The sequence below is a fragment of the Paraburkholderia sp. GAS41 genome (assembly GCF_050436545.1).
Taxonomy (GTDB): domain Bacteria; phylum Pseudomonadota; class Gammaproteobacteria; order Burkholderiales; family Burkholderiaceae; genus Paraburkholderia.
The window spans coordinates 598,484-622,645 of the sequence record NZ_JBNDMK010000001.1 but is presented as its reverse complement, the minus strand read 5'-3'; the positions used below and the strand labels follow the sequence as shown (position 1 = coordinate 622,645).

23 protein-coding genes are annotated in these 24,162 nt (G+C 61.1%); 2 read left to right on the top strand and 21 right to left on the bottom strand.

The genetic code is table 11. The features are described from left to right. Nucleotides 1-495: 495 nt before the first annotated feature. From P3T43_RS02750 to P3T43_RS02685, 14 genes are all read right to left on the bottom strand, one after another. The gene (locus tag P3T43_RS02750; protein ID WP_429279594.1) at nucleotides 496-1,086 is read right to left on the bottom strand and encodes a PqiC family protein; all 591 of its coding nucleotides are present in this window, start codon (nucleotides 1,084-1,086) and stop codon (nucleotides 496-498) included. Continuing rightward, entirely contained in the window at nucleotides 1,086-2,702 is a 1,617-nt protein-coding gene (locus P3T43_RS02745; RefSeq protein ID WP_429279482.1) for an intermembrane transport protein PqiB, read from the bottom strand. Before P3T43_RS02745 ends, P3T43_RS02750 begins: the two co-directional genes overlap by 1 nt. After that, nucleotides 2,686-3,978 (bottom strand): paraquat-inducible protein A, encoded by a 1,293-nt coding sequence (locus tag P3T43_RS02740; protein ID WP_429279481.1) that lies wholly within the window; start codon nucleotides 3,976-3,978, stop codon nucleotides 2,686-2,688. Before P3T43_RS02740 ends, P3T43_RS02745 begins: the two co-directional genes overlap by 17 nt. Continuing rightward, nucleotides 3,975-5,534: an efflux transporter outer membrane subunit gene (locus P3T43_RS02735; protein ID WP_429279480.1), complete on the bottom strand. Its 1,560-nt coding sequence runs from the start codon at nucleotides 5,532-5,534 to the stop codon at nucleotides 3,975-3,977. The genes P3T43_RS02740 and P3T43_RS02735 overlap by 4 nt, the downstream gene beginning before the upstream one ends. A 1-nt stretch (nucleotide 5,535) precedes the next feature. After that, the gene (locus tag P3T43_RS02730) at nucleotides 5,536-8,763 is read right to left on the bottom strand and encodes an efflux RND transporter permease subunit (protein WP_429279479.1); all 3,228 of its coding nucleotides are present in this window, start codon (nucleotides 8,761-8,763) and stop codon (nucleotides 5,536-5,538) included. 9 nt (nucleotides 8,764-8,772) lie between these two features. After that, the gene (locus P3T43_RS02725) at nucleotides 8,773-10,053 is read right to left on the bottom strand and encodes an efflux RND transporter periplasmic adaptor subunit (RefSeq protein WP_429279478.1); all 1,281 of its coding nucleotides are present in this window, start codon (nucleotides 10,051-10,053) and stop codon (nucleotides 8,773-8,775) included. Between the two features lie 17 nt (nucleotides 10,054-10,070). Further along, nucleotides 10,071-10,469 carry a hypothetical protein gene (locus tag P3T43_RS02720; RefSeq protein WP_429279477.1) on the bottom strand — a complete coding sequence of 133 codons (399 nt, stop codon included), beginning with the start codon at nucleotides 10,467-10,469 and terminating at the stop codon, nucleotides 10,071-10,073. A gap of 26 nt (nucleotides 10,470-10,495) precedes the next feature. Further along, nucleotides 10,496-10,972 (bottom strand): YMGG-like glycine zipper-containing protein, encoded by a 477-nt coding sequence (locus P3T43_RS02715; RefSeq protein ID WP_429279476.1) that lies wholly within the window; start codon nucleotides 10,970-10,972, stop codon nucleotides 10,496-10,498. Nucleotides 10,973-11,045: 73 nt separating this feature from the next. Then, nucleotides 11,046-11,432 (bottom strand): response regulator transcription factor, encoded by a 387-nt coding sequence (locus P3T43_RS02710; RefSeq protein WP_429279475.1) that lies wholly within the window; start codon nucleotides 11,430-11,432, stop codon nucleotides 11,046-11,048. Between the two features lie 147 nt (nucleotides 11,433-11,579). Then, nucleotides 11,580-12,224: a response regulator transcription factor gene (locus P3T43_RS02705; protein ID WP_429279474.1), complete on the bottom strand. Its 645-nt coding sequence runs from the start codon at nucleotides 12,222-12,224 to the stop codon at nucleotides 11,580-11,582. Next, complete coding sequence (locus tag P3T43_RS02700) at nucleotides 12,221-13,702, bottom strand: sensor histidine kinase (protein WP_429279473.1); 1,482 nt, start codon at nucleotides 13,700-13,702, stop codon at nucleotides 12,221-12,223. Before P3T43_RS02700 ends, P3T43_RS02705 begins: the two co-directional genes overlap by 4 nt. A gap of 658 nt (nucleotides 13,703-14,360) precedes the next feature. Continuing rightward, nucleotides 14,361-14,699 (bottom strand): GFA family protein, encoded by a 339-nt coding sequence (locus P3T43_RS02695; protein ID WP_429279472.1) that lies wholly within the window; start codon nucleotides 14,697-14,699, stop codon nucleotides 14,361-14,363. Nucleotides 14,700-14,871: 172 nt separating this feature from the next. Continuing rightward, nucleotides 14,872-15,408, bottom strand: a complete 537-nt coding sequence (locus P3T43_RS02690) for a GNAT family N-acetyltransferase (protein WP_429279471.1) — start codon at nucleotides 15,406-15,408, stop codon at nucleotides 14,872-14,874. Beyond that, nucleotides 15,408-15,782, bottom strand: a complete 375-nt coding sequence (locus P3T43_RS02685; RefSeq protein WP_429279470.1) for a nuclear transport factor 2 family protein — start codon at nucleotides 15,780-15,782, stop codon at nucleotides 15,408-15,410. The genes P3T43_RS02690 and P3T43_RS02685 overlap by 1 nt, the downstream gene beginning before the upstream one ends. Before the next feature lie 479 nt (nucleotides 15,783-16,261). Between P3T43_RS02685 and P3T43_RS02680 the strand changes: the two genes are divergently transcribed. Further along, nucleotides 16,262-17,491, top strand: a complete 1,230-nt coding sequence (locus P3T43_RS02680; protein WP_429279593.1) for an NRAMP family divalent metal transporter — start codon at nucleotides 16,262-16,264, stop codon at nucleotides 17,489-17,491. 34 nt (nucleotides 17,492-17,525) lie between these two features. Here the strand turns inward: P3T43_RS02680 and P3T43_RS02675 are convergent, their stop codons facing one another. The 4 genes from P3T43_RS02675 to P3T43_RS02660 all read right to left on the bottom strand — a co-directional run bounded on the left by P3T43_RS02675 (nucleotide 17,526) and on the right by P3T43_RS02660 (nucleotide 20,182). Beyond that, nucleotides 17,526-18,635 (bottom strand): extracellular catalytic domain type 1 short-chain-length polyhydroxyalkanoate depolymerase, encoded by a 1,110-nt coding sequence (locus tag P3T43_RS02675; RefSeq protein ID WP_429279469.1) that lies wholly within the window; start codon nucleotides 18,633-18,635, stop codon nucleotides 17,526-17,528. A 66-nt stretch (nucleotides 18,636-18,701) separates the two neighbouring features. Continuing rightward, nucleotides 18,702-19,127, bottom strand: coding sequence for a CopG family transcriptional regulator (locus P3T43_RS02670; RefSeq protein WP_429279468.1), 426 nt, complete (start codon nucleotides 19,125-19,127; stop codon nucleotides 18,702-18,704). Nucleotides 19,128-19,261: 134 nt separating this feature from the next. Then, complete coding sequence (locus P3T43_RS02665) at nucleotides 19,262-19,696, bottom strand: DUF1810 domain-containing protein (protein ID WP_429279467.1); 435 nt, start codon at nucleotides 19,694-19,696, stop codon at nucleotides 19,262-19,264. Between the two features lie 174 nt (nucleotides 19,697-19,870). Continuing rightward, nucleotides 19,871-20,182, bottom strand: coding sequence for a hypothetical protein (locus P3T43_RS02660; RefSeq protein WP_429279466.1), 312 nt, complete (start codon nucleotides 20,180-20,182; stop codon nucleotides 19,871-19,873). 24 nt (nucleotides 20,183-20,206) lie between these two features. Here P3T43_RS02660 and P3T43_RS02655 point away from each other — a divergent pair, with 24 nt between their 5' ends. Then, nucleotides 20,207-21,517, top strand: coding sequence for an NRAMP family divalent metal transporter (locus P3T43_RS02655; protein ID WP_429279465.1), 1,311 nt, complete (start codon nucleotides 20,207-20,209; stop codon nucleotides 21,515-21,517). 398 nt (nucleotides 21,518-21,915) lie between these two features. Here the strand turns inward: P3T43_RS02655 and P3T43_RS02650 are convergent, their stop codons facing one another. From P3T43_RS02650 to P3T43_RS02640, 3 genes are all read right to left on the bottom strand, one after another. Further along, nucleotides 21,916-22,290, bottom strand: coding sequence for a phage holin family protein (locus P3T43_RS02650; protein ID WP_429279464.1), 375 nt, complete (start codon nucleotides 22,288-22,290; stop codon nucleotides 21,916-21,918). Nucleotides 22,291-22,392: 102 nt separating this feature from the next. Then, entirely contained in the window at nucleotides 22,393-22,680 is a 288-nt protein-coding gene (locus tag P3T43_RS02645; protein ID WP_429279463.1) for a CsbD family protein, read from the bottom strand. Nucleotides 22,681-22,868: 188 nt separating this feature from the next. Further along, on the bottom strand, nucleotides 22,869-24,122 hold the full coding sequence (locus P3T43_RS02640; protein ID WP_429279462.1) for an MFS transporter: 1,254 nt from the start codon (nucleotides 24,120-24,122) through the stop codon (nucleotides 22,869-22,871). Nucleotides 24,123-24,162: the final 40 nt, after the last annotated feature.

The window sequence follows — 24,162 nt, the reverse complement described above, 5'->3', positions numbered from 1 at the left end:
AAGCGTATTCCTACCCCTCTGCCGCCTGAATGGCCGTTTCCCCCAACTCAGGATGTCACTGGCCGCAGTTTCGGCGATCTCGTCGCGCTTCAATATCGCGGCGCTAACGTCTGGCTCTGGAAGTGCCGGTGTGGCGGCCACATCACCGCGGCGCTGGAGGCCGTGAAGAGCGGCGGGACGCGCGATTGCGGCTGCGGTGAGCAGCGCCGTGTGTGGCGTTCCCGGCCAACCTCACCTGCCCTGCGGGGCGGCGAGGTGTTCGGTCAGTTGACCACCGAGCGATACGCTGGAGACGGCCTGTGGGTGTGCCGATGTGAATGCGGCGTCAGGGCAACAGTGAGTGCCGGGCGGCTGCGACTGGGTTTGGCGCGCTCGTGTGGCCGCTGCGCTAGCACGTCGACCGGTTGAGCGGTACAGTCTGCCGGCCTTGGGGCGAAAACGCGTAGAACCCACACGCTCCAAGCGATTCAGAGCGGCAGATAATGCCGCGTTCATTCAGGGTGCCTGTGCGGGCCGTGGACCGATTCTCGCTGCAATATCGTGACTGAGCGCGGCCAGCGTGCGGCTGTAGGCCGCCACGAGCGCATCGTAGCCTCCACCCGCACATGGCTCGCTCAGCGTAGTCCGACCGGTTAGCGGCGCGCCGGCCCCGGGCGGGACAACCGACCACAACGCATCGAGCGTGGCGGACTCGCCGAGCGTCGCCGAAAAACGCTGGATATCGATCCGCACCCGATAGACCGTGGCTGGATCGGCGATAGCTGGAGAAGCCGACACCCGTGTGCTGTTCAGCTCCTGCGCGAGATCCGCCGCGACCACACGGGGAATCTGACTTTTCAGGGGCTCGGCCCAACGCGCGAACTCGTTGATATCGACGCGATTGGCGCCCGAGTCGACCACGATCTGCGGCCGATCGACCAGCTCAGGCACGCTCACCCACCCCACCGAGACGCTAACCGATGTGGCCGGTCGCCCTCCTTCGTGCGGCGCCGCCGGACTCAGGGTGTAAAAGTCTGCTTTCTGCGTGGCGCAACCTGCGAAGATTGCGCTAGCCAGCATGATGGCCGTGACGAGGCGTGTGCGCATCACTTGCTATCCTCCGGCTTGCCGCGAATTAACGCCTCTGGATGACGTTCCAGATAGTCTGCCAGCGTGCGGAAGGCGGCGGCCGTACGGGCCATTTCCTGCATCGCATCAGCGGCATTCGCCTGCACCGCGGAATCGGGCTGCAATGCGGCGTTCGCAGCGCTGAGTGCCGTTTGTGCCGCTGCCAGCGTCTGCTTCGCCTGCGGCGCGACATCGTTGTTCAGACTCTGGAGCAGCGCGCTCGCATCGCGCAGCGTCTGACGGGCATCGTTGCCGAGCGCCTCGAACGGGATCTTGTTGAGCTTGGCGACGAGCGTGGCGATCGATTCCTGCAGCGACTGTAGTCCGCCTGAAATGGTTGGCATCTCAGGAGGGTAAACGTCCCATTTCATTTCGGCCTTGGGCGCGTTGGGGAAGAAGTCGACGGCGATATAGCGTTGCCCGGTCAACAGATTGCCTGTGCGCAACTGAGCACGCAGACCACGTGAGACGAGCCATTGGGCAAGTTGCCGGCGATCGTTGGTAATCCGGTTTCCGTTCCCACCGGAGGCAAAACGCGACGTAAAGCGTTCCGGGTAAAAGCGCACTTCGACAGGAATACTGAATTGCTTCGAGACCGGATCGAAACGGGTGTGAATGGCCGAAACTTCCCCCACCTCGATGCCGAGAAAATCGACGGGTGCGCCAACCGTCAGTCCTCGTACGGACTCCTTGAAATTGAGCACGTACATGTCGACGATGGTATCGTGCTGTTTCATCGCCTCGGTCCGATCTTGAAACAGGTCGAACCGCGCGTTCGCCGGGGCCTCGGGTTGATCCGCCGTATCGTCAGGAGTCTGAAATGCCAGGCCGCCGATCAGGATGGCGACCAGCGATGCCGTATTGATCTTCACCCCACCCGAATTGAGCGAGACATCGATGCCGCTCGCCTGCCAGAAGCGCGTGTCGGGTTTCACGTATTTGTCGTAGGGCGAGTTGACGAACACATGCATCGTGACGCCCTTGCCGTTTTCGTCGAGCCGATACGACGTGATCTGACCGACCTGAAGCCGTCGGTAATAGACGGGAGAGCCCGCGTCGAGCGAGCCCATATCGTCGCCCTTCAGGGTGAACTCACGTCCCGGCACGCCGCTGGGAATCACCGGTGGCGACTCCAGACCAACGTAGTCATGCCGACCCTTCTCGGAGCTGCCCACGTCCACGCCGATAAACGAGCCGGACAGCAGCGTTCCGATACCGGATACGGTCCCGCCTGAAATACGCGGTCGCACCACCCAGAAACGGGTATCGTCGACCAGCAGCGATTCGGCGTCTTTGTCCAGCTCGGCGGTGGCGACAACGGAGCGGTGGTTACTCGCCAGAGTGACGTGTTTGACCACGCCAATCTCGACATCCTTGAACTTGATTTTGGTCTTGCCCGCTTCCAGTCCTTCACCCGTGTTGAAGGTGATGGTGATGGTCGGACCCTGCTCGAGGACAGTCTTGATCGCGAGCCACGCGCCGATCAGCAGCGCGACCAGCGGCACCAGCCAGATAATCTGCACCCGCCAGCGCGCACGCGGGGTGGCGACGGCATCCGGGAACTTGGGATCGGGAAGATCAGGAGGCCTGGCCATGCGGATTCTCCAGCCGGTCCCAGATCAGGCGCGGGTCGAACGCCATGGCGGCAAACATGGTCAGCACGACGACCGCGCCGAAGGCAATCGCGGCCGGTCCGGCCTGGATGGTCGCAAGCGCCTTGAACTGCACCAGCGCGACGAGGATGGTGATGACGTAGATATCGAGCATCGACCAGCGGCCGACCAGTTCCACCAGCCGGTAGATGCGGGCGCGCTGCTGCGGAACCCACGGTGAACGCAGTTGTGCCGAAATCACGAGAAACATGATCGCCATGATCTTCAGCATCGGCACGGCGACGCTCGCGATAAACACCACGATCGCAAGCGGCCATGATCCGGAGGTCCATAAATAGGCAACGCCGCTCATGATCGTGTCCTTCTCGCTGCCGAACAGCGAACGGGTGTTCATCACCGGCAGCAGATTGGCCGGGATATACAACACCATCGCGGCAATGAGAAACGCCCATGTGCGGGAAATGCTGTTCGGCTTACGGGCGTGCAATGCGGCGCCACAGCGCGGACACGGCGCGCCATGACCCTCCCCTGCAATCCTCGTGAGGAGTTCGCAACTGTGGCAGGTGGTGAGCCCGTAACGCAGCGCGGTGGGCGCGCGCGCAGCGGTTCCCGATGTTGCGCGGCTCACCCGCACAGTCTCTGGTTCGAGCGTGCTCACGCGCGCCCAGACATCGTGCGGATCGAAGGCGCTGCTTGCCGCGGCCAGCAGGATCATCAGGATGACGAATGTATAGAGCGCCGTACCCGGCACCACGCTTGCGATATGCGCGAGCTTCACCAGTGCGACCAGCATGCCAAGGATCAGCACCTCTGTCATTCCCCACGGCTGCGCGAGATGCAGTGCCCGAAAGATCAGATCGCCCCGATAAGGTGTACGGCCAAGACGCAGCGGCAGGAGCAGATAACACATGGTCGCCATTTGCAGCAGCGGCATGAGGAAGGTCGTGGCGAACACCAGTCCGGCGAGCGGCCACATTCCATCGTCGTAGAGAATCCGCACGGCGCCCGACAAGGTGGTCTTCACCCGATCGCCGTTGACTTCCAGACCGACCATCGGAAAAGCATTGCTCGCGACGAACAGCACCATGGCGGCAAGCGTAAAGGCCAGTGCACGATCGATGCTGTCCTGGCGGTCGCGCGCCAGTTCGGCACCACAGCGCCGGCAGCGCAGCACGCCGTTGCGCGGCAGCGGCAGCGCGCGCTGCAGGAGATCGCATTCGTGGCAGGCGATCAGGCTTGCCGCTGAAGTGGAATTCATTGCGGCAACCCTGCAACCGCCTGACCGGTTGGCGGTTCGCGAGTACCCTGCGGTGCCTGCTGCAAGTCGTGCTGCGGGTCCTGCGGCGTGCCACCTGGTGCCTGCTGCTGCGTGGCGTCATGATGGGTCATCTCTTCCGCCGTGATCACCCAGCCACCGCCCATCGCCTTGTAGAGCGCCACCACCGACGAGTACACGACGCCTTGCGTCTGCGTGTAGCTCAACTGCGCGTTGAAGAGGCTGCGCTCGGCGTCCAGCACCTCGATATAACTCGTGTAACCGCCCTCGTAGCGCAACCGCGCGAGCCGCGAATACTGACTCAGCGCGTCCACCTGCTGGCCCTGCACGTCCAGTTGCTCGCGCGACTTTTGCAGTGCAATGAGCGCATCGTCGACTTCCTGGAAGGCGGTCTGAATGGCCTGCTGGTACTGGAAAAAGGCCTGTTGCTGTTGCGCCTCGGCCTGTTTCACCTGACCGCTGATACTGCCTGCCGTGAAGATCGGCAAGTTCACCGAACCGGCAAACGCCCAGACCCGCGACGGTCCGGTAAACAGCTTCGCAAAGTCGGTGCTGGCGGAACCGAACAGACCCGTCAATGAGATCGACGGGAAATACAGCGCCCGTGCCGCGCCGATCAGCGCGTTGGCGGCGATCAGGTTCTGTTCGGCCTGCACCACATCCGGGCGGCGTTCGAGCAGATCGGATGGCAGGCCGGCGGGCACGGCGGGCACCACCAGTTCGGACAGTTCGCGGCCACGCAGGATGTCGCCCGGGTTACGCCCCAGCAGCACCGACAGCGCGTCTTCCTGCTGCGCGATCTGGGCCTCCAGTTGCGGAATGGTCGCGAGGGACGCCTGGTACTCCGATTGACTCTGCGCCAGTTCCATCTGTGAGACATCGCCGCCGCCGAAGCGCAGCGTGAACACGTGCACCGATTCCGCCCGGCTCGAAGTGGTGGCTTTGGCGATCACCAGTTGCGCGTCGAGATCGCGCAGGTTGATGTAGGTGGTTGCCACCGACGCCACCAGCGTGAGAATCGTCGCGCGTCGCCCTTCCTCGCTCGCCAGCAAACTGGCACGCGCGGATTCCGTTTCGCGCCGTACCCTGCCGAACACGTCGATTTCCCACTGCGCCGACAGAGCCGGCTGAAACAGGTTATAGACCGGCGATACTCCCGCTGGCAGCGGCGTCGCCCCGACCTGCGAGACGCGTTGCCGTTGCGCGTCGAACCCCGCGCTTGCCTGCGGGAAAAGGCCCGCGCGCGTGGTGACGAATTGACCGAGGAACTGATCCACGCGCGCCGCCGCGATCTTTACATCCTTGTTGTTGACGAGCGCCTCGGCGATCAACTGGTTGAGTACCGGGTCCTGAAACTGTTCCCACCACGCGGTGTTGGCCACCTCGCTGGATTGCGCGACGGTAAAGCGGTAGGTGGCCGGCGTGTCGATCGCCGGGCGCGTGTAGTCAGGGCCGAGCAGGCAGCCGCTCAACGAGAACAACAGCGGCGTGCCGAATAACAACGGCATGAGCGAAGGCAGGAACGCAAGGCGGCGCATGTCATTCGTCCTCGCGTGGGGCAAGCGGTTTGACCGTCGGGCCGCCGGGTCCGCCCGCAAGCGGCGCGGCGCCTTCCGCTGCGCCGCCGCCTGAGGCACTGCCCCCCTTCTTGTCGCCGCGCTCGGAGAGCGATTCAAGCAGGTAGAAGAACATCGGAATAAAGAACACGGCGATGACCGTGGCGCCGAGCATCCCGCCAATCACACCCGTGCCGATCGAATGCCGGCTGTTCGCGGACGCGCCCGTCGCGATAGCGAGCGGCACGCAGCCGAGAATGAACGCAAGCGAAGTCATGATGATCGGCCGTAACCGTTCGCTCGCCGCGCTCAAGGCAGAGTCGTAGACCGACGCCCCGCCTTCGCGATTGAGCACGGCGAATTCGAAGATCAGAATCGCGTTCTTCGCCGCGAGCGCGACCAGCATCGTCAGGCCGATCTGGAAGTACACATCGTTTTCGAGGCCGCGTAACAGGATGGCCAGCAATGCGCCGAACAGCGCGAACGGTACCGCCATCAGCACGCCGATCGGCAAGCTCCACTTCTCGTACTGCGCCGCGAGAATCAGGAACACCATCACGAGCCCGAACACGAATACCAGCCCTGAAGTGCTGCCCGACTGCTTCGCTTCGTACGCCTCACCGCTCCATCCGAGGTTGTAGCCGGCCGGTAGTACTTCGGCGCCCACCTCGTCCAGCGTGCTCAGAACTTGCCCGGAGCTGTAGCCAGGCGCCGCGTTCACGGTCACCTTCACAGCCGGGAAGTTGTTGAAGCGCGTCACCAGATCCGGCCCGGTGGCGAACTTCGAGGTCACGACCGCCTTGAGTGGCACCATTTCTGCGTTTTTGCTGCGCACGTAAATCTGGTCGAGGTCCGCCGGACTCAGCCGGTAAGATGGTTCGGCCTGCAGAATGACTTGCCAGAGACGGCTCGACCGGTTGAACTGCGATACGTAGAGCGAGCCGAACATGGTCTGCATGGCGCTGTACACATCTTCCACGGGCACGCCGAGCGTCTCGGATTTGTCGCGGTCCACATCGACCAGCAACTGCTGGGCCGAGGCATTGAACGTCGAGGTCACGCCGGCCAGTTCAGGGCGCGCCTTGGCCCTGGCGACAAAATTCTGCACCACCTCGGCAAGCTGCGCGGTGGTCGAATCGCCCTGCGACTGGATCCACACTTCGGTACCGCCCGTCGTGCCGAGCCCTGGAATGGAGGGTGGATTCACCGGCAAGATGATCCCCTCCTTCACCTGCGAGAGCGTCCTGTAAGCATCGATCAGCACGGCACGCGCATTCTGCGTCTTGATGTTGGCGAATTTATAGCGCTCGTCGAAACTCTTGAAGCCGACAAAAAAGGCTCCCGCGTTGTTCTTGTTCTGGCTATCCAGCAGGCTGTAACCATCCACCACCGTCACGCTGCTAACAGCCGGCTGCTTCATGAAGTAATCGGTGACGTGTTGCGACACCGCGCCGGTACGGTCGAGACTCGCCGCATCCGGCATGATCACGGCGCCCAGCAGATAGCCCTGGTCCTCAGGCGGCAGGAACGACGTGGGGATAGTGCGCAGCATCACCACGGAGAGCGCGATCATGCCGGCAAACAGCAGCAGCGCAATCACGCAGCGCTTGATCACCCGCTTGACCATGTTCGAGTAACGCGCCGTCAGTCTTTCGAACGACGCATCGAACCATTTGAAAAAACCCTTCTTTTCATGGTGTCCAGGCTTGAGCAAAAGCGCGGCCAGCGCGGGCGACAAGGTCAACGCAACCACGCCTGACAGCACCACCGAAATCGCAATCGTGATGGCGAACTGCTTGTACAGTTGACCGGTGATGCCGCCGAGAAACGCCACTGGGACAAACACCGCGCACAGCACCAGCACGATCGCCACCACGGGTCCGGAGACTTCGTCCATGGCGCGTTTGGCGGCGTCTTTTGGACTCAGCCGGTGCACGTTCATATTGCGCTCGACGTTTTCGATCACCACGATCGCGTCGTCCACCACGATGCCGATTGCGAGCACCATGCCGAATAAGGTCAGCATGTTGATCGAAAATCCCAGTGCCAGCATGCCCATGAACGTGCCGACAATCGACACCGGCACGGCCAGCACCGGAATCAGCGTCGCACGGAAGCTCTGCAGAAACGCGTAGACGACGATCACGACCAGCACCAGCGCTTCGAAGAAGGTGTGCACGACGTCGGAGATCGAGGCGCGGGTAAACTCCGTCGTATCCATGGCAACGTCGTAGTCAATGCCTTCCGGAAACTGCTTCTTCATCGAAGCAAGCGTTGAACGGACCTGTTTTGCCACATCCAGCGCGTTGGCGCCCGGTTGCTGAAACACGGCGATCACCGTTGCAGGCTTGCCCTGATATCTGCTGCGGATCGAATAGTCCTTCTGCCCCAGTTCGGCGCGGCCGATGTCCTTGAGTCGCACGATGGCCGCGTCGCCGTTGGCGGCACGAATGATGATGTTTTCGAATTGCGCCGGATCGGTCAGCCGTCCCGGCGTCGTGACTGCGAACGATTGCTCCACCGGCGAGCCCGTAGGCGACTGGCCAATCCGTCCCACCGCGAATTGCTGGTTCTGATTGGCCACCGCGCGCTGCACATCCGCCGCAGTCACCCCAAGCTGCGCCATGCGATCGGGTTTGAGCCAGATACGCATGGCGTAGTCTGGCGTGCCGAAGATGCTCGACTGGTTCGCGCCCGGAATCCGTTTGAGCGCATCGAGCACGTATATATTGGCGTAATTGGCGATGTAGGTGGCGTCGTAGCGGTCAGTCGGCGAGTAGATCGCAATCACCATCATGAACGCCGAGGATTTCTTCTGTACCTGGATGCCCTGCGACTGCACCGACGACGGCAGTTGCGGCAGCGCCAGATTCACGCGGTTCTGTACGTCCACCTGAGCGAGTTCCGGATTGGTGCCGATCTGGAAGAACGCATTGAGCGTATAGGTGCCGGTCGACGAACTCGACGAGTTCATATAGATCATATTGTCCGCGCCATTCACCTGCTGCTCGATCGGCGCGGCCACGTTGTTCGCCACCACATCCGCGCTGGCGCCTGGATAGCTCGCGGAAATCGTGATTTGCGGCGGCGTGATATCGGGGTATTGCGCGATCGGCAAGCTCAGCATCGCCAACGCGCCACCTAGTGTGATCACGATCGAAATGACGGTTGCGAAGATCGGCCGGTCGATGCAGTAGCGGGAGATGTTCATGTCGCCCGCCTACTGCTGCGCGGACGCGTTGGGCGCGTGCGCTACCAGCGGCGGCGCGCTGGCGGCAGCCGCGGGCGAGGCGTCGCTGGCCGGTGCGGTCGCACCGGTGATCTTCAGCGGCGTGTCGGCTGCCACGCGGATCGCCCCGTCTACCACGACGCGGTCGCCCGCATGAAGCCCATCGGTGATGAACCAGTCATCGCCATGCCATTCACCGGTTTCCACGACCCGTTGGTGCGCTTTCGCGTCGCTATCGACCACCCACACGAAATGACTCTTCGCGCCTTGCAACACCGCCCGCTGCGGAACCAGAATCGCATTCGGGCGGATCGCGCCCGCCACCCTTGCGCGGACGAACTGACCGGGACGCAGGCTGCCGGTGGGATTAGCGAATGCGGCGCGCACGAGGAAGGTGCCGGTCTGCGTGCTGAAGGCGGGGTTGGTGAAGTCGACATGACCGTGCTCGGGATACACCGTACCGTCGGCCAGAATCACACTGACTTCGAAGTCCTTACTGGGCGGGAAAATCAGCAGCTTCCTCACGATCTGGTCGCGATAGCTCAGCAGTTCGTTTTCCGAAATACTGAAGTTGACCCACATCGGATCCAGTTGATAAACATAGGTCAGCAAGCTCGATCCGGCTGCCGTCACATACGAGCCGTCCTGCTGCCGCGCGAAGCTCGACAAGCCCGTGAGCGGCGACTTGATCGTCGTGTAACCGAGATTGAGTTGCGCCGTCTCCACCTGGCCCTGGGCCGCGATCACCGCGGCTTCGGCTTCCTTTTCGTTGCCGGTGGCGTCGTCCAGATCTTTCTGGCTCAACGCATTTTGGCGGGTGAGCGGAATCACGCGTGCCAGATTGGCTTTACTCACATAGAGCCGCGCCTGCTGTTGCGCAAGCTGCCCTTTGGCGGTCTGAAGCGCGGCATTGAACGGTTTCGGGTCCATCTGAAACAGCACTTGTCCGGTGTGAACCAGGGCCCCTTCGGTATAGACCCGCTTGTCGAGAAAGCCATCCACCCGCGCGCGTATTTCCACTTCGCGCGAGCTTTGCGTCTGCGCGGTGAATTCGAAATCGACCGGTGTGTCATGCGGTTCGACCTGCAGTACCGTGACTTCGACCGTGGGCGTAGGCGGCGGTGCGGGTGCCTTGTGGCAGGCAGCGAGTAAAAGCACAGCACCTAATGGGAGGGGCCAGCAGCCACGCGCGTGGAAGCGCGCTTTTGCCTGCGGATAGCGAGCTGCCTGCGCTGAATGTTGCGTTTGAACCGTCACGCTTGCACGTTTCATCAGATCACCCGTTGCGGCTACAGGGGCGTGCAGGCGCCAAACAGCACCAGCACATCGTCACGGTTGACGAGTGTTACGGTCAGCGAACCATCGTCCTTGTCCAGCACGATGGTCCACGCGTAGCCAAGCTCGGTTCCCTGCATGAGAATCTGCGACTGACCGTTGTCCATGAACCGGATCGGGGTCACGCGACGCGGCCCAGCTACCGTTTTGTTCGCGAAGTCGATACGCAGGAATTGCGGCGCGCCGAATTCCGAGGGAAGGGCGCGCTCGCACACCACGCCCGGATCGCAGCCGTGCGCGTCGAACGTGGCACAGATCAACTGGCGCGAGCTATCAAAGTCGGCCGCGTACAGCGCCGCCGATGCAATGGAGCACACCGCGGTAATCGCCAGGCCCAGGCATTTGCGTTTCATGGCAGAAACTCCTCCGGCGCATCCCGCTACTGGATCGTGTAGCCACGGCCAGTCATACATGCCGCTACCGCGCGGTTGAAAGTCGTCATTTCCTGCGACACCTGTTGCTGGTTGGCCTGCGATTGCGCCGCTGCCGCGCGCTGCGTACGTCTCTGACGCATGCCGCCCGCTGCGGTGCCCGTGATCGCGCCAATTGCCGCGCCCTTGCCGGCGTCGCCCGCCACTGCGCCGACGGCTGCGCCCAATGCGGCGCCGCCTGCCGCGCCCCGGACGCGTTCACCTTGTGGAGGCGGTACACCCGGTTGCATGGTCGACTGCTGGGCCACTGCAACGGGGTCGACGCCGGTGGTCTGCTTCGCCCAAACCTGGCACTCCGCAGTATCGGTCTGCTGACGCTGCGGACTTTGCCCCTTGGCGGGATAGATAATGGGTTGCTGGGCCATCGCAGAACAGACCAGCGCCAAGGCCAGAAAACCATTCAAAGCTCGCATGATCCGCAGCATGTTCAGACTCCGATTCGATCGATGGCTTGCGCGCCGGCTTTCGCTGAACGGTTGGTTGAAAGACGCCAACCTGCTAGGACGGTTGTTCCATATCGAGGGCCGTCAGGACGGTCTTGACGAACAACTGGTCGTTGAACGGCTTGCGCAAACAGGCCACGGCGCCTCCTGCAATCGCTTGCTCGCGCACGCCGATATCGTCGTGAGCGGTGATGAAGATGACCGGCATATCCTTTCCTGAAAGACGCTGCTGAACCTCCAGTCCGTTCATGCCAGGCATCTGAACGTCGAGGATCACGCAGTCGGGCCGATATGACGGCATAGACGACAAAAGGTCGAGAAACGCAGCGCCACTTCCGAACGTTTCGGCAGCAATGCCGATCGAACGCAGCAGTCGTCTGATCGCTCTGCATACCGAATCATCGTCGTCGACGACCACAACGAATGGTTTAAGTTTTGCCATTGTATGCAGCCCAGTATCCGGGAGCACACGCGGCCGCACTCCGTAGATTCCAGCGTAGGAGCTTGCGGAAAATTTCAGTATTAGACGTTAGTGCTATATCGACACGCGACACGGACAGTCTGCTTACAGATTGCTATCCACATCGGCTTAAGAATGCTTGCCTTGCTGCGGCGTTTCAGCAGAATCGCCAAGGCCGATCCTGTCGACGAGACGAACCAGTTGGGCCAGCGACGCGGCTTCCATTTTTGCCATGACACGTGCCCGGTGGATCTTGACGGTCTGCTCGGCGGTGCCCAGTTCGCTCGCCACCTGTTTGTTCAGACGGCCCTCGACGACGCGGTCCATGACTTCGCGTTCTCGCGGTGTCAGGCGATTGAGGCGACTCCGGATGGCTTCGAGTTCGCAGCGTGCCTGATGCGTATGCGATGCGCGCTCGAGCGCTTGCGCGATTGCGTGCAGCAGGTCGACATCGCGAATGGGTTTGGTCAGAAAATCCGTTGCCCCGGCCTTCATCGCACCGACGGTCATGGGGATATCACCGTGGCCGGTGATAAAAATAACGGGCATCGTGGCATCGAGTGCCTGCTGAAGCTCCAGTCCACTGAGGTCGGGCAATTGCACGTCGAGGATAACGCACGCCGGCGTCGTGCCTGAACACTTCCGGTCGAGAAAGGCACGCGCAGAGCCGAATGTCTGCACCTTGTAGCCCGCAGACTGGATCAAGCGCGCCAGGGCGCGGCAAACAGAATCGTCGTCATCGACGACATAGACCTGGGGATCCGTTAGTGTCATGACGCCCTTCCCGGTTCTTGCTGGGACGTCACAACCTCGACCGGCAACGTGATATGGAAAGTTGCGCCCCCGTCGAGATTGTCTTCGGCCCACAGCCGGCCGCGATGCATGTCGATAATGGTGCGGCTAATCGACAGCCCCAGGCCAAGCCCTTGAGGTTTCGATGTAAAGAAAGGCTTGAAGATCTTGTCGAGCTTGTCGGCCGTCAGCCCGCACCCGCCATCGCGAACCGAAATGCACACCGTATCGTTGCTGTGGGATCGAAGCGTCACCGCTACGACGCGATCCGGTGCCGGCACGTCCTTCATCGCATCGAACGCGTTAAGCAGGAGGTTGAGCATGACTTGCTGCAATTGCACTTTATCGCCGCGCACACCCGGGAGATCGCCCTCGAGGTCCAGCGTGACGTGCGTGCCGCGCACAATCGCGTCACTCTGCACCAGATGGATGACGTCACGGATCACCGCGGTGAGATCGAGCAGCGCGACTTCCAGATCGCCTTTCTTGACGACCGCCCGAATCCTCCGGATGACTTCGCTTGCCCGATAGTCATCCTGAACAATATCTTCGAGTATTTCCCGTACCTCGGCCAGATCCGCAGGTTCCGCCGCCATAAAGCGCTGTGCGGCCTGCACATTACTCAGAATCGCCGTCAGCGGCTGATTGATCTCGTGCGCTAGCGATGAAGCCAGTTGTCCCATCGTGGACACGCGGGCGAGATGGGCCACGTCGAGGCGATTGCGGAGCAGTTCATATCGGTCCGTCCTGTCGACAATGAACGCGAGTGTCAAGCCTTGATCGGGCCGAAACGCGTGGAACCCGATCTCGACGCGAAACTCCCCACCGCCCTTGCGTCGCGCAGACAGTTCATGCATCGGCGTAACGCTGCGGGTGTCCCGCAACGCGAACGCCTCTGCCTGAAGCGATAAACAGCGCTCAGCGTGTAATTCAGGCACCAACGCATCGACAGGCGCTCCTGTGAGCTCGTCGTCTTCATAACCAAACAAGCGAGCGGTCGATGCATTGGCGCTCGCTATCCTGCCGCGCTCGTCCAGCAGCAGAATCGCAAAAGGCAGATAGGGGCTCACGGCACAGAACTCAGGCGCGCGGCCGGTCCTCATGGTTGTGTCGGCGTGGAGGCTTCTTGTGCTCGCCGTCGCCGTGCCACTGTCGAAAGCGTGTCGGCGAATCGCTCTTGCAGAGGCGATCGTACGCAGTGGCACGCCCAGTGGCCGGTGGGCACTGGGCGAGTTCAGCTTCCCGTTCAGCCTGATCAGACTCTCTTGTGAGGGTGCCTTGGTGGGGAGCGCATGTGCCGCGACCATCCCGGTCGAAGGCGTGTCGTGCTGATGTTTGTAAAGATTGGGTGGATTAATACCCTCGATCGATGTCTGAGGTCGACGCCGAGTCACGACAAACAGTAGGCCAGAAATTACTATGGCTTCCAGAACAGCGATGGCCGGCATGGCGATGCTCATGATCGCGCTTCCTCGAAAAAGCCGCTACCAAAAGACGCATCCAGATTCGTGAAAGACTTGTTCCGTGGTTCGCCAAGGGCCGTCTTCCGCTCACTTATGGGGCTGGCGAGGCGTCGTATGGCCTCATTCAGCGTCAATGTGAGCGTTTCATCAAAGGCAGAAAATGCCCTTTCGCATCGGCCCGTGTTGTCGCAGACAGCATCTTTGATGGCTCGACATGCGAATGCAACTGACCTGCGGTTAGTAAAAATGTCTTGGTACGACACAGGCCACCGGCAAATTTATCCTAGTACAGGGTCAGGCGGTTGTAAACATCAGACGCACGGGTAGATGGCTACCTGCAATCTGAAGGAGCGCCGTGCCCAATGCGTATTCCAGGCCTCTCGCGGATCGGCCCTTCGCGAACGCGAACGCGAACGCCAATGCAAACGGGTTTGGATGGAGGGCAAGAAATGATTCGAGACGGGTTAAATGCTTATAACACCACCGGTGTGTGGCAATGCCAAAGAAGGAAATTATCTCTCTTCTGTTGGGCAATCAAAGGGACTATTCCGGACTGCGAAAAACTCCACGGCCGCGCTGCCCCCATTCAAATTCTCCCTACACCTCTGGGGCTTGCAACGAATAGCAAACGCAGCACGCGCGATCGAACGTCCCGCTAACCGGCTTCGGGATGGGCAGGCAATCCGTCCACAGCCGCATCCCAGGAAATCCGGTAGCTTGTCCACGTGTGAGTCGCCGGCGGAACATCACCGGGTTCGTCAAGAGAGCAAGTCGAAACATCAATCACATCGGACGATGTGGCCATTGCATACGTCAATGGCGTCCCGCACTCACCACAAAAGGCGCGTACCACGCCTGGACTGGATTCGAACGTCTTGGGTGTGCCGTGCACCCAACGAAGTCCGTCGCTGCTTACGCTAAACCACGCAACAGCGGGCGCTGCCGAGACCCTCCGGCAGGTGACACAATGGCAAAGCGTCGTGTCGAACGGCATGGCATGAACCTCATACCGGATGGCACGGCAGTAGCATCCTCCTGTCAGCATGGAATTCCTCGACCTTCGCGTGGTGGAGCAGACAGTATGCATGCCAAGGCATCCCCAGGAAAAGCCGAGACTAGCCGTGCCTCGCTCGTGAAGGCTCTGTTGGTCCTAACGCCTCATCCGACTAGTCTCCGCTCAAGCGCGAATACAGGTGGAAATTCCCCGGTGTACCTCGGACCATGCGAAACGAGCGAAGCAATCCTTCGTGTCGATACCCGCATTTCTGCAGGACGCGTGCTGAACCCTCGTTCGTCTCAAGAACCGTCCCCTGAACCCGGATGAATCCTAGTACAGAGAACGACCACTGCGTGACCGCCGCACAGACCGTGCTGGCAATGCCCTGCCCCCAATGGTTGGGCGCGAGATCGTAGGCAATTTCAGCAGTGCGGTTGACATTGGAGACGGTGTGAAACCCAATCGTCCCTATCAATTCGCCAGAAAGATCACTGATGATCGCCATCCGCCTGATTGAAGTCGGCAATTCGGAGTCGATCCCATCGAACATGGGCAAGAGATCGGCTTCTGAATGCAGGTTCCAGCTGGTGTGTCGAACGACGTCGGGATTAGCGAGGTATGCGTACCATGAAGACAGGTCGCTGCGTTCGAGTTGACGAAGGGAGATGCCAGGATAGCCCGATTGCGGTGCGCTTGGAATTTTCATTATGTTTTCACGCGGTGAGTGACGTGCGGGTGACCAATATGACAGTCGCAACGATTTGCTAATCGGCGTCCAGATTCATCCGCGGCGAGCCCATTTTGAACCATGCGCTCGCGAATCTGTGCGGCTCCGCGGGCGAGCAGCCGGTCGGGAAATTCATGGTATTCGCAGTCGTCGGCCCAGCATTGCATGAATGCTTCGATATCACGAGCGTTATAGGCGTCGAGTTGCTTTTGTACGGGAATCTCCGTCGATGTTGCCGCAATGGGTACGTTCAACTTCGTTGATGGCATTTTGAAAGGCTTGGGTTTCAAATAATAATTACGCATCCGAAAGCTGACGTCGTCCGCTAGCGATCGGCGCGAAAAGCTCGGCATGAGATCGAGATGGAGTTCCCGTCAGGATCCTTCGCATTTGCGAAGCTATAGCCATGCGCCGGATGGGAGGTATCGAATTCGAGTGATTCCAGACAATATCAGAAAGTTGAATCCCGGACGTGCAGCACACGGGGCATACGCCTCGGGCGCTCAGCGAAGCAGGCATTCGAACTCGGGAACACGCCTTGCTCGCGCCTTGAATTGATCCCAGCACGAACTGGACTACGCCGCATAAGCGGTCGACGTAAGAGCGCACTAGCCACGTATCACACAGCCTTCATGCACGTCACACACGACCTGCGGCAGCGGCCCTACCTGCCTACGCGACGCACGCCCTGCATGGCAAACAGGCCACGCCCCAAATATTACGAAAAGACAGCTTCGAGCCGACCACCTGGACCCCGAAAATGACCGTAGATAACCTACAGGACCAGCTCGAACCGGAGCTCGCCGTCGAAGACAAAGCGGAGCGCTCGTGGATGAGGCGCCTCGGGCCGGGTCTCATCACAGGAGCGGCAGACGACGATCCAAGCGGCATTGCCACCTATTCGCAGGCCGGCGCGCAGTTCGGCTTTGGGCTGTTGTGGACCCTGCTGCTTACGTACCCGTTGATGGTGGCCATTCAACTGGTCAGCGCACGCATGGGACGAGTGACCGGAACCGGACTCGCCACCAATCTGAGACGTCACTATCCCCCTGCCGTCCTGTACTCCGCCGTCCTGCTGCTGTTCGTTGCAAACACGATCAACATCGCCGCCGATATCGCCGCAATGGGTGCCGCCGCGAAGCTGGTCCTGGGTGGACCGGTGCAACTGTATGTCGTACTCCTTGGCGTATTTTCCCTTTTGCTGCAAATGTTCATGCCGTATGAGCGCTATGCACGCTACCTGAAATGGCTCACGCTGACGCTCTTCGCCTACGTTGCAATTGCCTTCGTGATTCCGGTCGACTGGAAGGCCGTCGGGATGAGTATCGTCAAGCCGCCAATCGTTTTTTCGGCCCCCTATCTAACCACCGTGGTCGCCGTGCTGGGAACGACGATCAGCCCCTATCTCTTCTTCTGGCAAGCGTCGCAGGAAGTCGAAGAGATCCGTTCGAATCCCGATCAACGGCCTCTGCTGCGTGCGCCACCCCAGGCCGCCGCGCAATTGAAGCGTATCAATCTGGACACATGGGTCGGCATGGGCCTGTCCAACGGTATTGCGTTCTTTATCATGTTGTCAGCAGCGGCGACGCTGCATGCTCATCACGTCACGGTGAACACCACCGCCGACGCTGCCAGCGCTCTCAAGCCCATCGCCGGGAATCTCGCATTTGCCTTGTTCAGCCTCGGCATCATCGGCACGGGGATGCTCGCGCTTCCTGTGCTGGCCGGCTCCGCCGCCTACGCTGCTGCCGGAACGATGAAGTGGCGCAATAGCCTTTCGCTGCAGGTCAACCTTGCAAAGCAGTTTTACACGGTGATTGCGGTGTCGATTCTCGGTGGCGTCGCCCTGACCTTCAGCCACTTCGATCCGATCAAGGCGCTTTACTGGAGTGCCGTTGTCAACGGCCTCGCCGCAGTACCGGTTATGGCGCTTGTCATGCTGATGTCGGGTAAGCGGCGGATCATGGGCGAGTTTGCCGTAGCCGGTCTGCTGCGCGCGGTCGGCTGGATTGCCACCGCGGCGATGGGCGTGGCGGCAATCGGCATGTTCTGGCCCGGTTGATCAAGCGTAAGCCCGAATGCGTCGTGCAGACGCATCATTCAGGCCGTGGATGATCGAGAAAGAAACGCAGCATTTCGGCGCTCGCGTCGGGACCACTCGGGTCCGTATAGCTGCCTTGGCCATTGCCTCCAGCCCACGCATGCGGCGCGCCATGAATGGTCCACAATTCTGCGTCAATACCGTCACTGGAGACCCAGCTTGACACGCTGCAGGCCCGCCGCCCTGCATTGACGCGACGGGTTTCCTGCGGGCCCGGTTGAACGCCAAAACGCTGCACGATCCGCGTCGCATTCGTGATGTGCACCGTTGCATCAGCGTCGCCGTGAAAGACGATCATGGGCCGTTGCGGTGAATTCGCGCCATTCCTTGTGCGGCCTTCTCCTGCTACGCGTCTACCGCCTTTCATGGCCGCGAGCGCAGAAGGTAAATCATGCGCGCAGCGCGCGGGTAGACCGGAATGCACACCGGCTGCGGCGTACAGTTCGGGGTACGATTCAATCATGATGGCCGCCATGGCGCCGCCCGCGGACATGCCTGCAACGTAAACCCGTGCAGGATCGACGTGATGGGACGCGATGATTTCACCTGTGATGCCTGCGATCAACGAAGGCTCACCGCGCTCGCGCTGCTGGTCGTCGGGTTTGAACCAGTTCCAGCACTTCGACGGATTGGCTGCCTGTGGCTGCACCGGATAAGCAACGAGGCATCGATGCCGTTCGGCAAGCGCGTTCATCTGCGTGCCTCTCGCGAAATCATCGGCGTCCTGCGTGCAACCGTGCAGCATCACGATCAATGGAAGTGGCTCACCCGTCGTCCCCGCAGGGACATAGAGCCGATATTGACGCCTGCCGGCAGCATTCGAATAAACCAGCCTGCTGAAATGGCCGCGTTCCTCCACTTCGACGCTTGCTTCCTGCGTCGTGCGTGCGAACGTTGTGCGCTTCCTCACGTTTGCACACGCGGAAGCTGCGGGTATCGGCATCTCGTTTTGCGGCACACGTCCGCTCGCAGCAGCAGCCGCAGCAGCGGTGGACTCGCCTCGCAATGCACGTTGTATTACCTCGGTTGCTTCCGCAGCGCCGCGAGTACGCAGCAGCGTCATTGCTTCGTGCATCGAGCTTAGGAATCCTTCGTTCAGTTTCATAACCTTGTCCGGTGAGCAAGCTGGTCTGGGAATCGTTGGGGTTGGAGCGTGCTGGTCTTCGCACGATTAGCGGATTCTGTCCGCGAGTGCAGCCTTCACGGCTGGCGAAGCGTGAAACGCGCCCAGTACCACCACGCTTTCGATGGTCTGGAGTGCTAGTTCTGCGGAGACATCAGTGGCAATGCTCGCCAGCCCCAGCACCTGAATGCTCAGGCGTTGATGAGCGGCTCGCACCGCCTCGAGGTCCTGCCGGGAAAAGTGCTGCAACCCGAGTACGAGCGCACGACGTGTAATGGTTTCCTGCACGACCTGCGCATGCAGCGCGAGCTGGTTGCGAATGGCCGTGCGAATCAGGTCCGTGCGGTTCGAATAAAAGCCTTCTTCAACCAGAAGATCGATCTGTCCGAGGTCGACCGGCCCGAGATTGATGGTGATCTTTTCCGACTCGCCGCCCTTGGGGCGCGTGCCCTCAGACGTTGCAGGATTTTTCATTTTCCCATCCCATAACCATCTATAGAACATCCATATGGATGGTTATAGACTTATTCTGGATGCACTGCAACATAGTCATTTGGGGTCGGACTGAATTCGCTGTGCGGCAAGCGGTGGAATTCTCAGCGCTGCGTTTATGCCTCGCGCTGACCCGTCAGGCGCAGCGTGTCGGGCTCGGCCTCGCCGTTGAAGTATTGACGCAACGCGTCGACGAAAACCTGATGATCGTCCGTGGCGCGCGAGAACAGTGTGATCGAGGATCGAAACTTCAGATGATCAGGATAGCCAAAAATTTCCTCGATCAAGCGTCCTTCGATTTGATTGACGAGCCGCGTCGTTTCGCGCAGGCGCTCGCCCAATACAGCGTGATCCATATAGGCGCGCGCTTCTTCCAACGAAGAAATCGCAAAGCGTTGCGCCATGGCGCTGTTACCCAGCCCGCGAATTTGCGGAAATATGAACCACATCCAATGGCTGCGCTTGCGGCCACTTGCCAGTTCGGCGCATACCTGGGCGAACACCGGATTCTGGGCGTCGACGAAGCGCTGGAGGTCGTACGGATCGTTCATCTGCTGGGCTCCCGATCCATGCCGCGGTCCTGGCTCCATGTTGCGATGTCGACCGCTTTGCTGCAATTGACGGCCTCTGCAAATGATACGCGTAAGAGCCCCTGCTGATATTGGTAAGCGCCATCCCCGCGAGTCCGCTCAGGGACCGTTTAGAAACGCGGGATCGGGCAACCTCTAGTCTGGACGCAACGACTCATCTGTGCCGAGTCCGTCGTCCTCAGTAGAAACATCCGGGGCCAGCGGATCCCTTCGCGGCAGCGTACCTGGCAGCGGACGTGGCTGATCTTCCGGTTCATCCAGAGGCTGATTGGCGGGATCTGCGACGGGATCAATGGTGGGGTCTGTTTGCATGGCTGCGCTCCGGTGGGTGATGCCATGCTGCGCAGCATCGAACGTACCTGGCGGGTCAGTTGATTTCGGAACGAGTACGGACACCGTCATCGCCACACGTTGCCAGCCGGGAACAGTCGTTGCTTGTTTCAGCATGCGTGTTGTCTGGCGGGAGACCTCATGATGGAACGCACAGTCCGGCACGCGAGCGCCCGGAATGCACAGGATCACGACGAGACCCCCGCTCGCTCCTGGGCCGCCGATATGGGGCCCGGACTCGTCTCGGCGGCCTCGGACAACGACCCCAGCGGTATCGTTACGTATTCGCTAGCGGGCGCGCAATTCGGCTACGAGATGCTGTGGGCGTGCGTCCTGTCGTATCCGTCGATGGTGGCGTTTCAGCTCGTGGCGACGCGCGTTGCTGTGTCGACGGGCAAAGGGCTCACGGCCAACATGCGTGAGCACTATTCGCCGGCGCTGTTTTATCTGGCTGTGGCGCGCTTCCTGATAGCGAACACGTTCAACATCGCGGCGGATGTCGTCGCGATGGGCGTGGCCGCGCAATTTCTGTGGCATGGCTCGGTCATCGTGTTTGCCGCAGTCTTCGGGCTGGTATCGATGACGCTTCAATGGTGCGTGCCCTATGCCCGCTACGCCCAGGTGCTGAAATGGCTGACGGCAAGCCTCTTCGCTTACGTCGGGGTCACCCTGGTGCGGTATCTGCCGTGGCGCGAAGTGGCTTTTCAGGCATTTATCCCACACATCGACTGGAGCGCCGACTACTTCACAATGCTCCTCGCCGTGCTTGGCACGACGATCAGTCCATATCTCCTCTATTCGCAGGCGGAACAGCAAGTAGAACTCTTGCGGACCGACCATGACAAGCGACACGAAGACCGCGCCGCGGCGCTCGAACGTCGCTTGACCAGGGCGCGTAGAGAGACGCTAATCAGGACCGCATTGTCGAATTCAGTGGGTATCTTCATCCTGTGCGCCGCCGCAGCGACGCTACATTCGATGCGGGCCGGCCTCCATGATGTCGACCATGCCGCGCGTATCATCGAGCCTCTGACGCACGCATTTGCGGGTCCTGTGCTGGGGCTTGCGTTCATCGGCACCGCGCTGCTCGCGTTGCCGCCGCTCGCGGGTTCCGCCGCGCACGCCGCGGCAAGCGCGCTGGAACGGGGGCGTGGCGAAGAGCGTGATCGCGTCATTGCGCGGGCGTTGCTCGTCGTCATGGCGGTGGGCGTCGCGCTGGGTGTGGTGCTGTCGCTGCTGCGATTCGAGCCCGGCCGCTTGCTGTATTGGGCAGCAGTATTGAATGGTTCGACGGCGACCCCTGTCATGGTGTTACTCGTCCTGCTGAGTACGAAGCGCTCTGCCGTAGGCGATCTCAGCGCGCACTGGATATTACGTGCACTGTGCTGGATTGCCGTGTTGGGCATGAGCGCGGCGTTCTGTGCGCGATTCGCATGCGAGTGGTTGTCGTAAGAACTCAGGCAATAACCTTGGTGGCGGCATTGCATGGGAAAGCACGAGGCCGCGAATAACCACGATCACAACATCCGGCGTTCCCGCTAGTCGCTATCCACCACTCGCAAGTTTCCTGGCACTCCCGGCGAGCCATGCCGTCAGTGCGGACCTGGCCGCCACCGTTATCGCTCGCCGCGGGCCAAACGCAACAGCGGCAACGCAAAGCGCCAAAAGCAGTCCGACGCGCGGCGCCGTTTTAAATGCTGACGCGACGCTCACCGCTCCGGTGAACGCACCTCTGCGTTGCCCTGAATCTTGCGCAGGCAGCGCGCGGGTCGCAAGCAGTGCTGCCCGCGAGGCTTCCATGCGTAACAGGATCACGGCCCGCGCGTCCTCGTGGCTCAAGCTTCCGTGGTTCATTTGAGAGCCTCCTTTACGGTCTCGAGATCGCTCATCAGTTCGGCGTGCAACAGATGTAGCGAACGTGCCGGCTTCTGCGCGCGCACGACAAGATACGCCAGCAGCGCCAGCACGAGCCAGCCTGCCGACACGCCCCACACCACGGTTAGAAAGTATGCGGTTTGCCACGCGGTTGCGATGATCGCAATGCAGACAAAAGCTAGCGCAAAGAGCGCCGCTACCGCCATCGCGACCAGCGCGCCCACTTCACGAATCAGGCGTCGTTTGGTCTGCTCCAGTTCGAGCGCCAGCAGCTCGCTGTAGTCCGCCGCCCGTTCCACACAGAACCGCCCTACGTTGCGCCAACTCGTGACTCTAGAATGGATTGACATGCTGACACTCCTGCGGGCAAATATTCCGCGTCGACCGGGCCGCGCTTACGCCATCGGAAGCACTGTTCTGCGCATGGCAGAAAATGATGGCACTTCTAACCGCTATCTCCTGCTGCGACGGACGTCGTCTGCCGATGCACGGTTCGCCGCCCTCAGCATTCCTAATACAAAGCCCACACCTGCTGCAATCCCCAGTGCCATGAGGGGCCGCTCGAGCGTCGTATCGCGCAGCATATCGGCGAAGTCAGCAGAGAGTTTCTGCGCTTTGCCCCCGAGTTCTTTTGCTTTTCCGCTCAACTGTGCGCCCGTATCGCCAAGCAGACCGCCTACCGCTTCCTCTACCTTGCCCGTCACTTCGCGTAACGTGCCTTCCACTTTGGTCGTTTCCATGGAGTACTCCTTCGGTATGTATGCGGCCCGGCGGCCGCAGGGTGATTTCCGCGCGTGGACCCGAGTAGACGGCATTCGGGCCCGCGCTAACAAGCGCCGCAAGAATCACGCCTCGATGTGGAGCGGTCTGATGCCGAGGCATCCTGAACGGTTCGTACCGCTCACCGGCAACTGGGATTTGCCTCGACTTAAAGCGCGACGGAGCCACGGCTGACCGTGGCCCGGTTGATCTGGTTGTAGACCGCCCCGGCGGCCATCAAGACACAGGTCCCCAGAAACACCGCGCGCATGCCGAAGTGTCCTCCAACGAAGCCGCCCAGCAGCGGCCCGAGCACCTGCCCCGCATACTGCGCCGAGGTCGAATAGCCGAGCATTTTCCCGGCGATGCCCTGCGGCACACTATGCCGTATCACGCTCGCCACACAGGGCAAGAGGCCGCCTAATGCCATGCCCATGAGGAAGCGCAGCGCAACGAGCTGCCACCCGGCCGTCACGAACGCCTGCGGGATCAGCAGGACCGCCGACACCGCCAGACAGCCGACGATCACATTCCGGTGGCCAACCCGGTCCGCCAGCCGTCCGAGACGCGAGGCCGAGAGAATACTGCCGAGCGCCGCCGCGGACATGACCAGCCCCGCAACGAACGTCACCTGACGCAGCTCGACGATCTGCGCGACGAACACGGTAATGATGGGCTCGATGGACATATTCGCCACCATCAGCAAGGTCCCCGTGACGAGCATGGCGACCACCGGGCGCCGGTCCGCGATGGCCTGCCAGTTGACCGCCTGTGCCGCGCTTTTCGTGGCGGCGCGGTGCGGATCTTCCTTGAGGAGGAACGCCGTGGCGAGAAACGCGATAAAGATGAACGCGCCCGCCGCGAAGAAAGTGGCCCGCACGCCAATGAGCGGCGGCAACGACCCGCCGATCAACGGGCCCGCCAGATTGCCGGCCATGATTCCCGAGGCCAGCATGCCCAGCGCCCAGCCACAGCGCGCTTTGGGCGTCTGGGTGGCGACCAGCACGGTGGAGCCAGACGCATAACCGCCCAGCAACCCCGCAAGCAGACGCAACGCCACCAGTTGCCAGACGTTATGGGCCATGCCGATCAGCGACATGGCGACCGCCATACCGAGGCTGGCACGAATCAGCATTAGCTTGCGGCCATACCGGTCACCGAGTTTGCCCCACAACGGCGCGGTAAACGCGGCGGACAGAAAGGTCGCGCCGTACGCGACACCAGACCACTGCACGATCGCCGCGTGACTCTTGACGCCCAGTTCCTCGACGTAGAGCGGCAGAAACGGCAGCAGCAAGGTCATCGCCACAATGGTGGTAAAGGAGCCGAACACGCAGACGATGAGATTGCGCTTCCAGTGCGTGGCGCCGTCGTGCGCCGAAGAGGGGGAGATTTGCGTGACGCTTTGTTGCGGGTTCGCCATGGCTCGATCCGGAGTAGACGTGGCCGTGGGCTTTTGACTC

What these genes read in the sequence shown, in the direction of transcription:
- P3T43_RS02750 (WP_429279594.1), bottom strand. Translation starts at nt 1,086, where the DNA reads ATGCGCACACGCCTCGTCACGGCCATCATGCTGGCTAGCGCAATCTTC.
- P3T43_RS02745 (WP_429279482.1), bottom strand. Translation starts at nt 2,702, where the DNA reads ATGGCCAGGCCTCCTGATCTTCCCGATCCCAAGTTCCCGGATGCCGTC.
- P3T43_RS02740 (WP_429279481.1), bottom strand. Translation starts at nt 3,978, where the DNA reads ATGAATTCCACTTCAGCGGCAAGCCTGATCGCCTGCCACGAATGCGAT.
- P3T43_RS02735 (WP_429279480.1), bottom strand. Translation starts at nt 5,534, where the DNA reads ATGCGCCGCCTTGCGTTCCTGCCTTCGCTCATGCCGTTGTTATTCGGC.
- P3T43_RS02730 (WP_429279479.1), bottom strand. Translation starts at nt 8,763, where the DNA reads ATGAACATCTCCCGCTACTGCATCGACCGGCCGATCTTCGCAACCGTC.
- P3T43_RS02725 (WP_429279478.1), bottom strand. Translation starts at nt 10,053, where the DNA reads ATGAAACGTGCAAGCGTGACGGTTCAAACGCAACATTCAGCGCAGGCA.
- P3T43_RS02720 (WP_429279477.1), bottom strand. Translation starts at nt 10,469, where the DNA reads ATGAAACGCAAATGCCTGGGCCTGGCGATTACCGCGGTGTGCTCCATT.
- P3T43_RS02715 (WP_429279476.1), bottom strand. Translation starts at nt 10,972, where the DNA reads ATGCTGCGGATCATGCGAGCTTTGAATGGTTTTCTGGCCTTGGCGCTG.
- P3T43_RS02710 (WP_429279475.1), bottom strand. Translation starts at nt 11,432, where the DNA reads ATGGCAAAACTTAAACCATTCGTTGTGGTCGTCGACGACGATGATTCG.
- P3T43_RS02705 (WP_429279474.1), bottom strand. Translation starts at nt 12,224, where the DNA reads ATGACACTAACGGATCCCCAGGTCTATGTCGTCGATGACGACGATTCT.
- P3T43_RS02700 (WP_429279473.1), bottom strand. Translation starts at nt 13,702, where the DNA reads ATGAGCATCGCCATGCCGGCCATCGCTGTTCTGGAAGCCATAGTAATT.
- P3T43_RS02695 (WP_429279472.1), bottom strand. Translation starts at nt 14,699, where the DNA reads ATGCCGTTCGACACGACGCTTTGCCATTGTGTCACCTGCCGGAGGGTC.
- P3T43_RS02690 (WP_429279471.1), bottom strand. Translation starts at nt 15,408, where the DNA reads ATGAAAATTCCAAGCGCACCGCAATCGGGCTATCCTGGCATCTCCCTT.
- P3T43_RS02685 (WP_429279470.1), bottom strand. Translation starts at nt 15,782, where the DNA reads ATGCCGAGCTTTTCGCGCCGATCGCTAGCGGACGACGTCAGCTTTCGG.
- P3T43_RS02680 (WP_429279593.1), top strand. Translation starts at nt 16,262, where the DNA reads ATGAGGCGCCTCGGGCCGGGTCTCATCACAGGAGCGGCAGACGACGAT.
- P3T43_RS02675 (WP_429279469.1), bottom strand. Translation starts at nt 18,635, where the DNA reads ATGAAACTGAACGAAGGATTCCTAAGCTCGATGCACGAAGCAATGACG.
- P3T43_RS02670 (WP_429279468.1), bottom strand. Translation starts at nt 19,127, where the DNA reads ATGAAAAATCCTGCAACGTCTGAGGGCACGCGCCCCAAGGGCGGCGAG.
- P3T43_RS02665 (WP_429279467.1), bottom strand. Translation starts at nt 19,696, where the DNA reads ATGAACGATCCGTACGACCTCCAGCGCTTCGTCGACGCCCAGAATCCG.
- P3T43_RS02660 (WP_429279466.1), bottom strand. Translation starts at nt 20,182, where the DNA reads ATGCTGAAACAAGCAACGACTGTTCCCGGCTGGCAACGTGTGGCGATG.
- P3T43_RS02655 (WP_429279465.1), top strand. Translation starts at nt 20,207, where the DNA reads ATGATGGAACGCACAGTCCGGCACGCGAGCGCCCGGAATGCACAGGAT.
- P3T43_RS02650 (WP_429279464.1), bottom strand. Translation starts at nt 22,290, where the DNA reads ATGTCAATCCATTCTAGAGTCACGAGTTGGCGCAACGTAGGGCGGTTC.
- P3T43_RS02645 (WP_429279463.1), bottom strand. Translation starts at nt 22,680, where the DNA reads ATGGAAACGACCAAAGTGGAAGGCACGTTACGCGAAGTGACGGGCAAG.
- P3T43_RS02640 (WP_429279462.1), bottom strand. Translation starts at nt 24,122, where the DNA reads ATGGCGAACCCGCAACAAAGCGTCACGCAAATCTCCCCCTCTTCGGCG.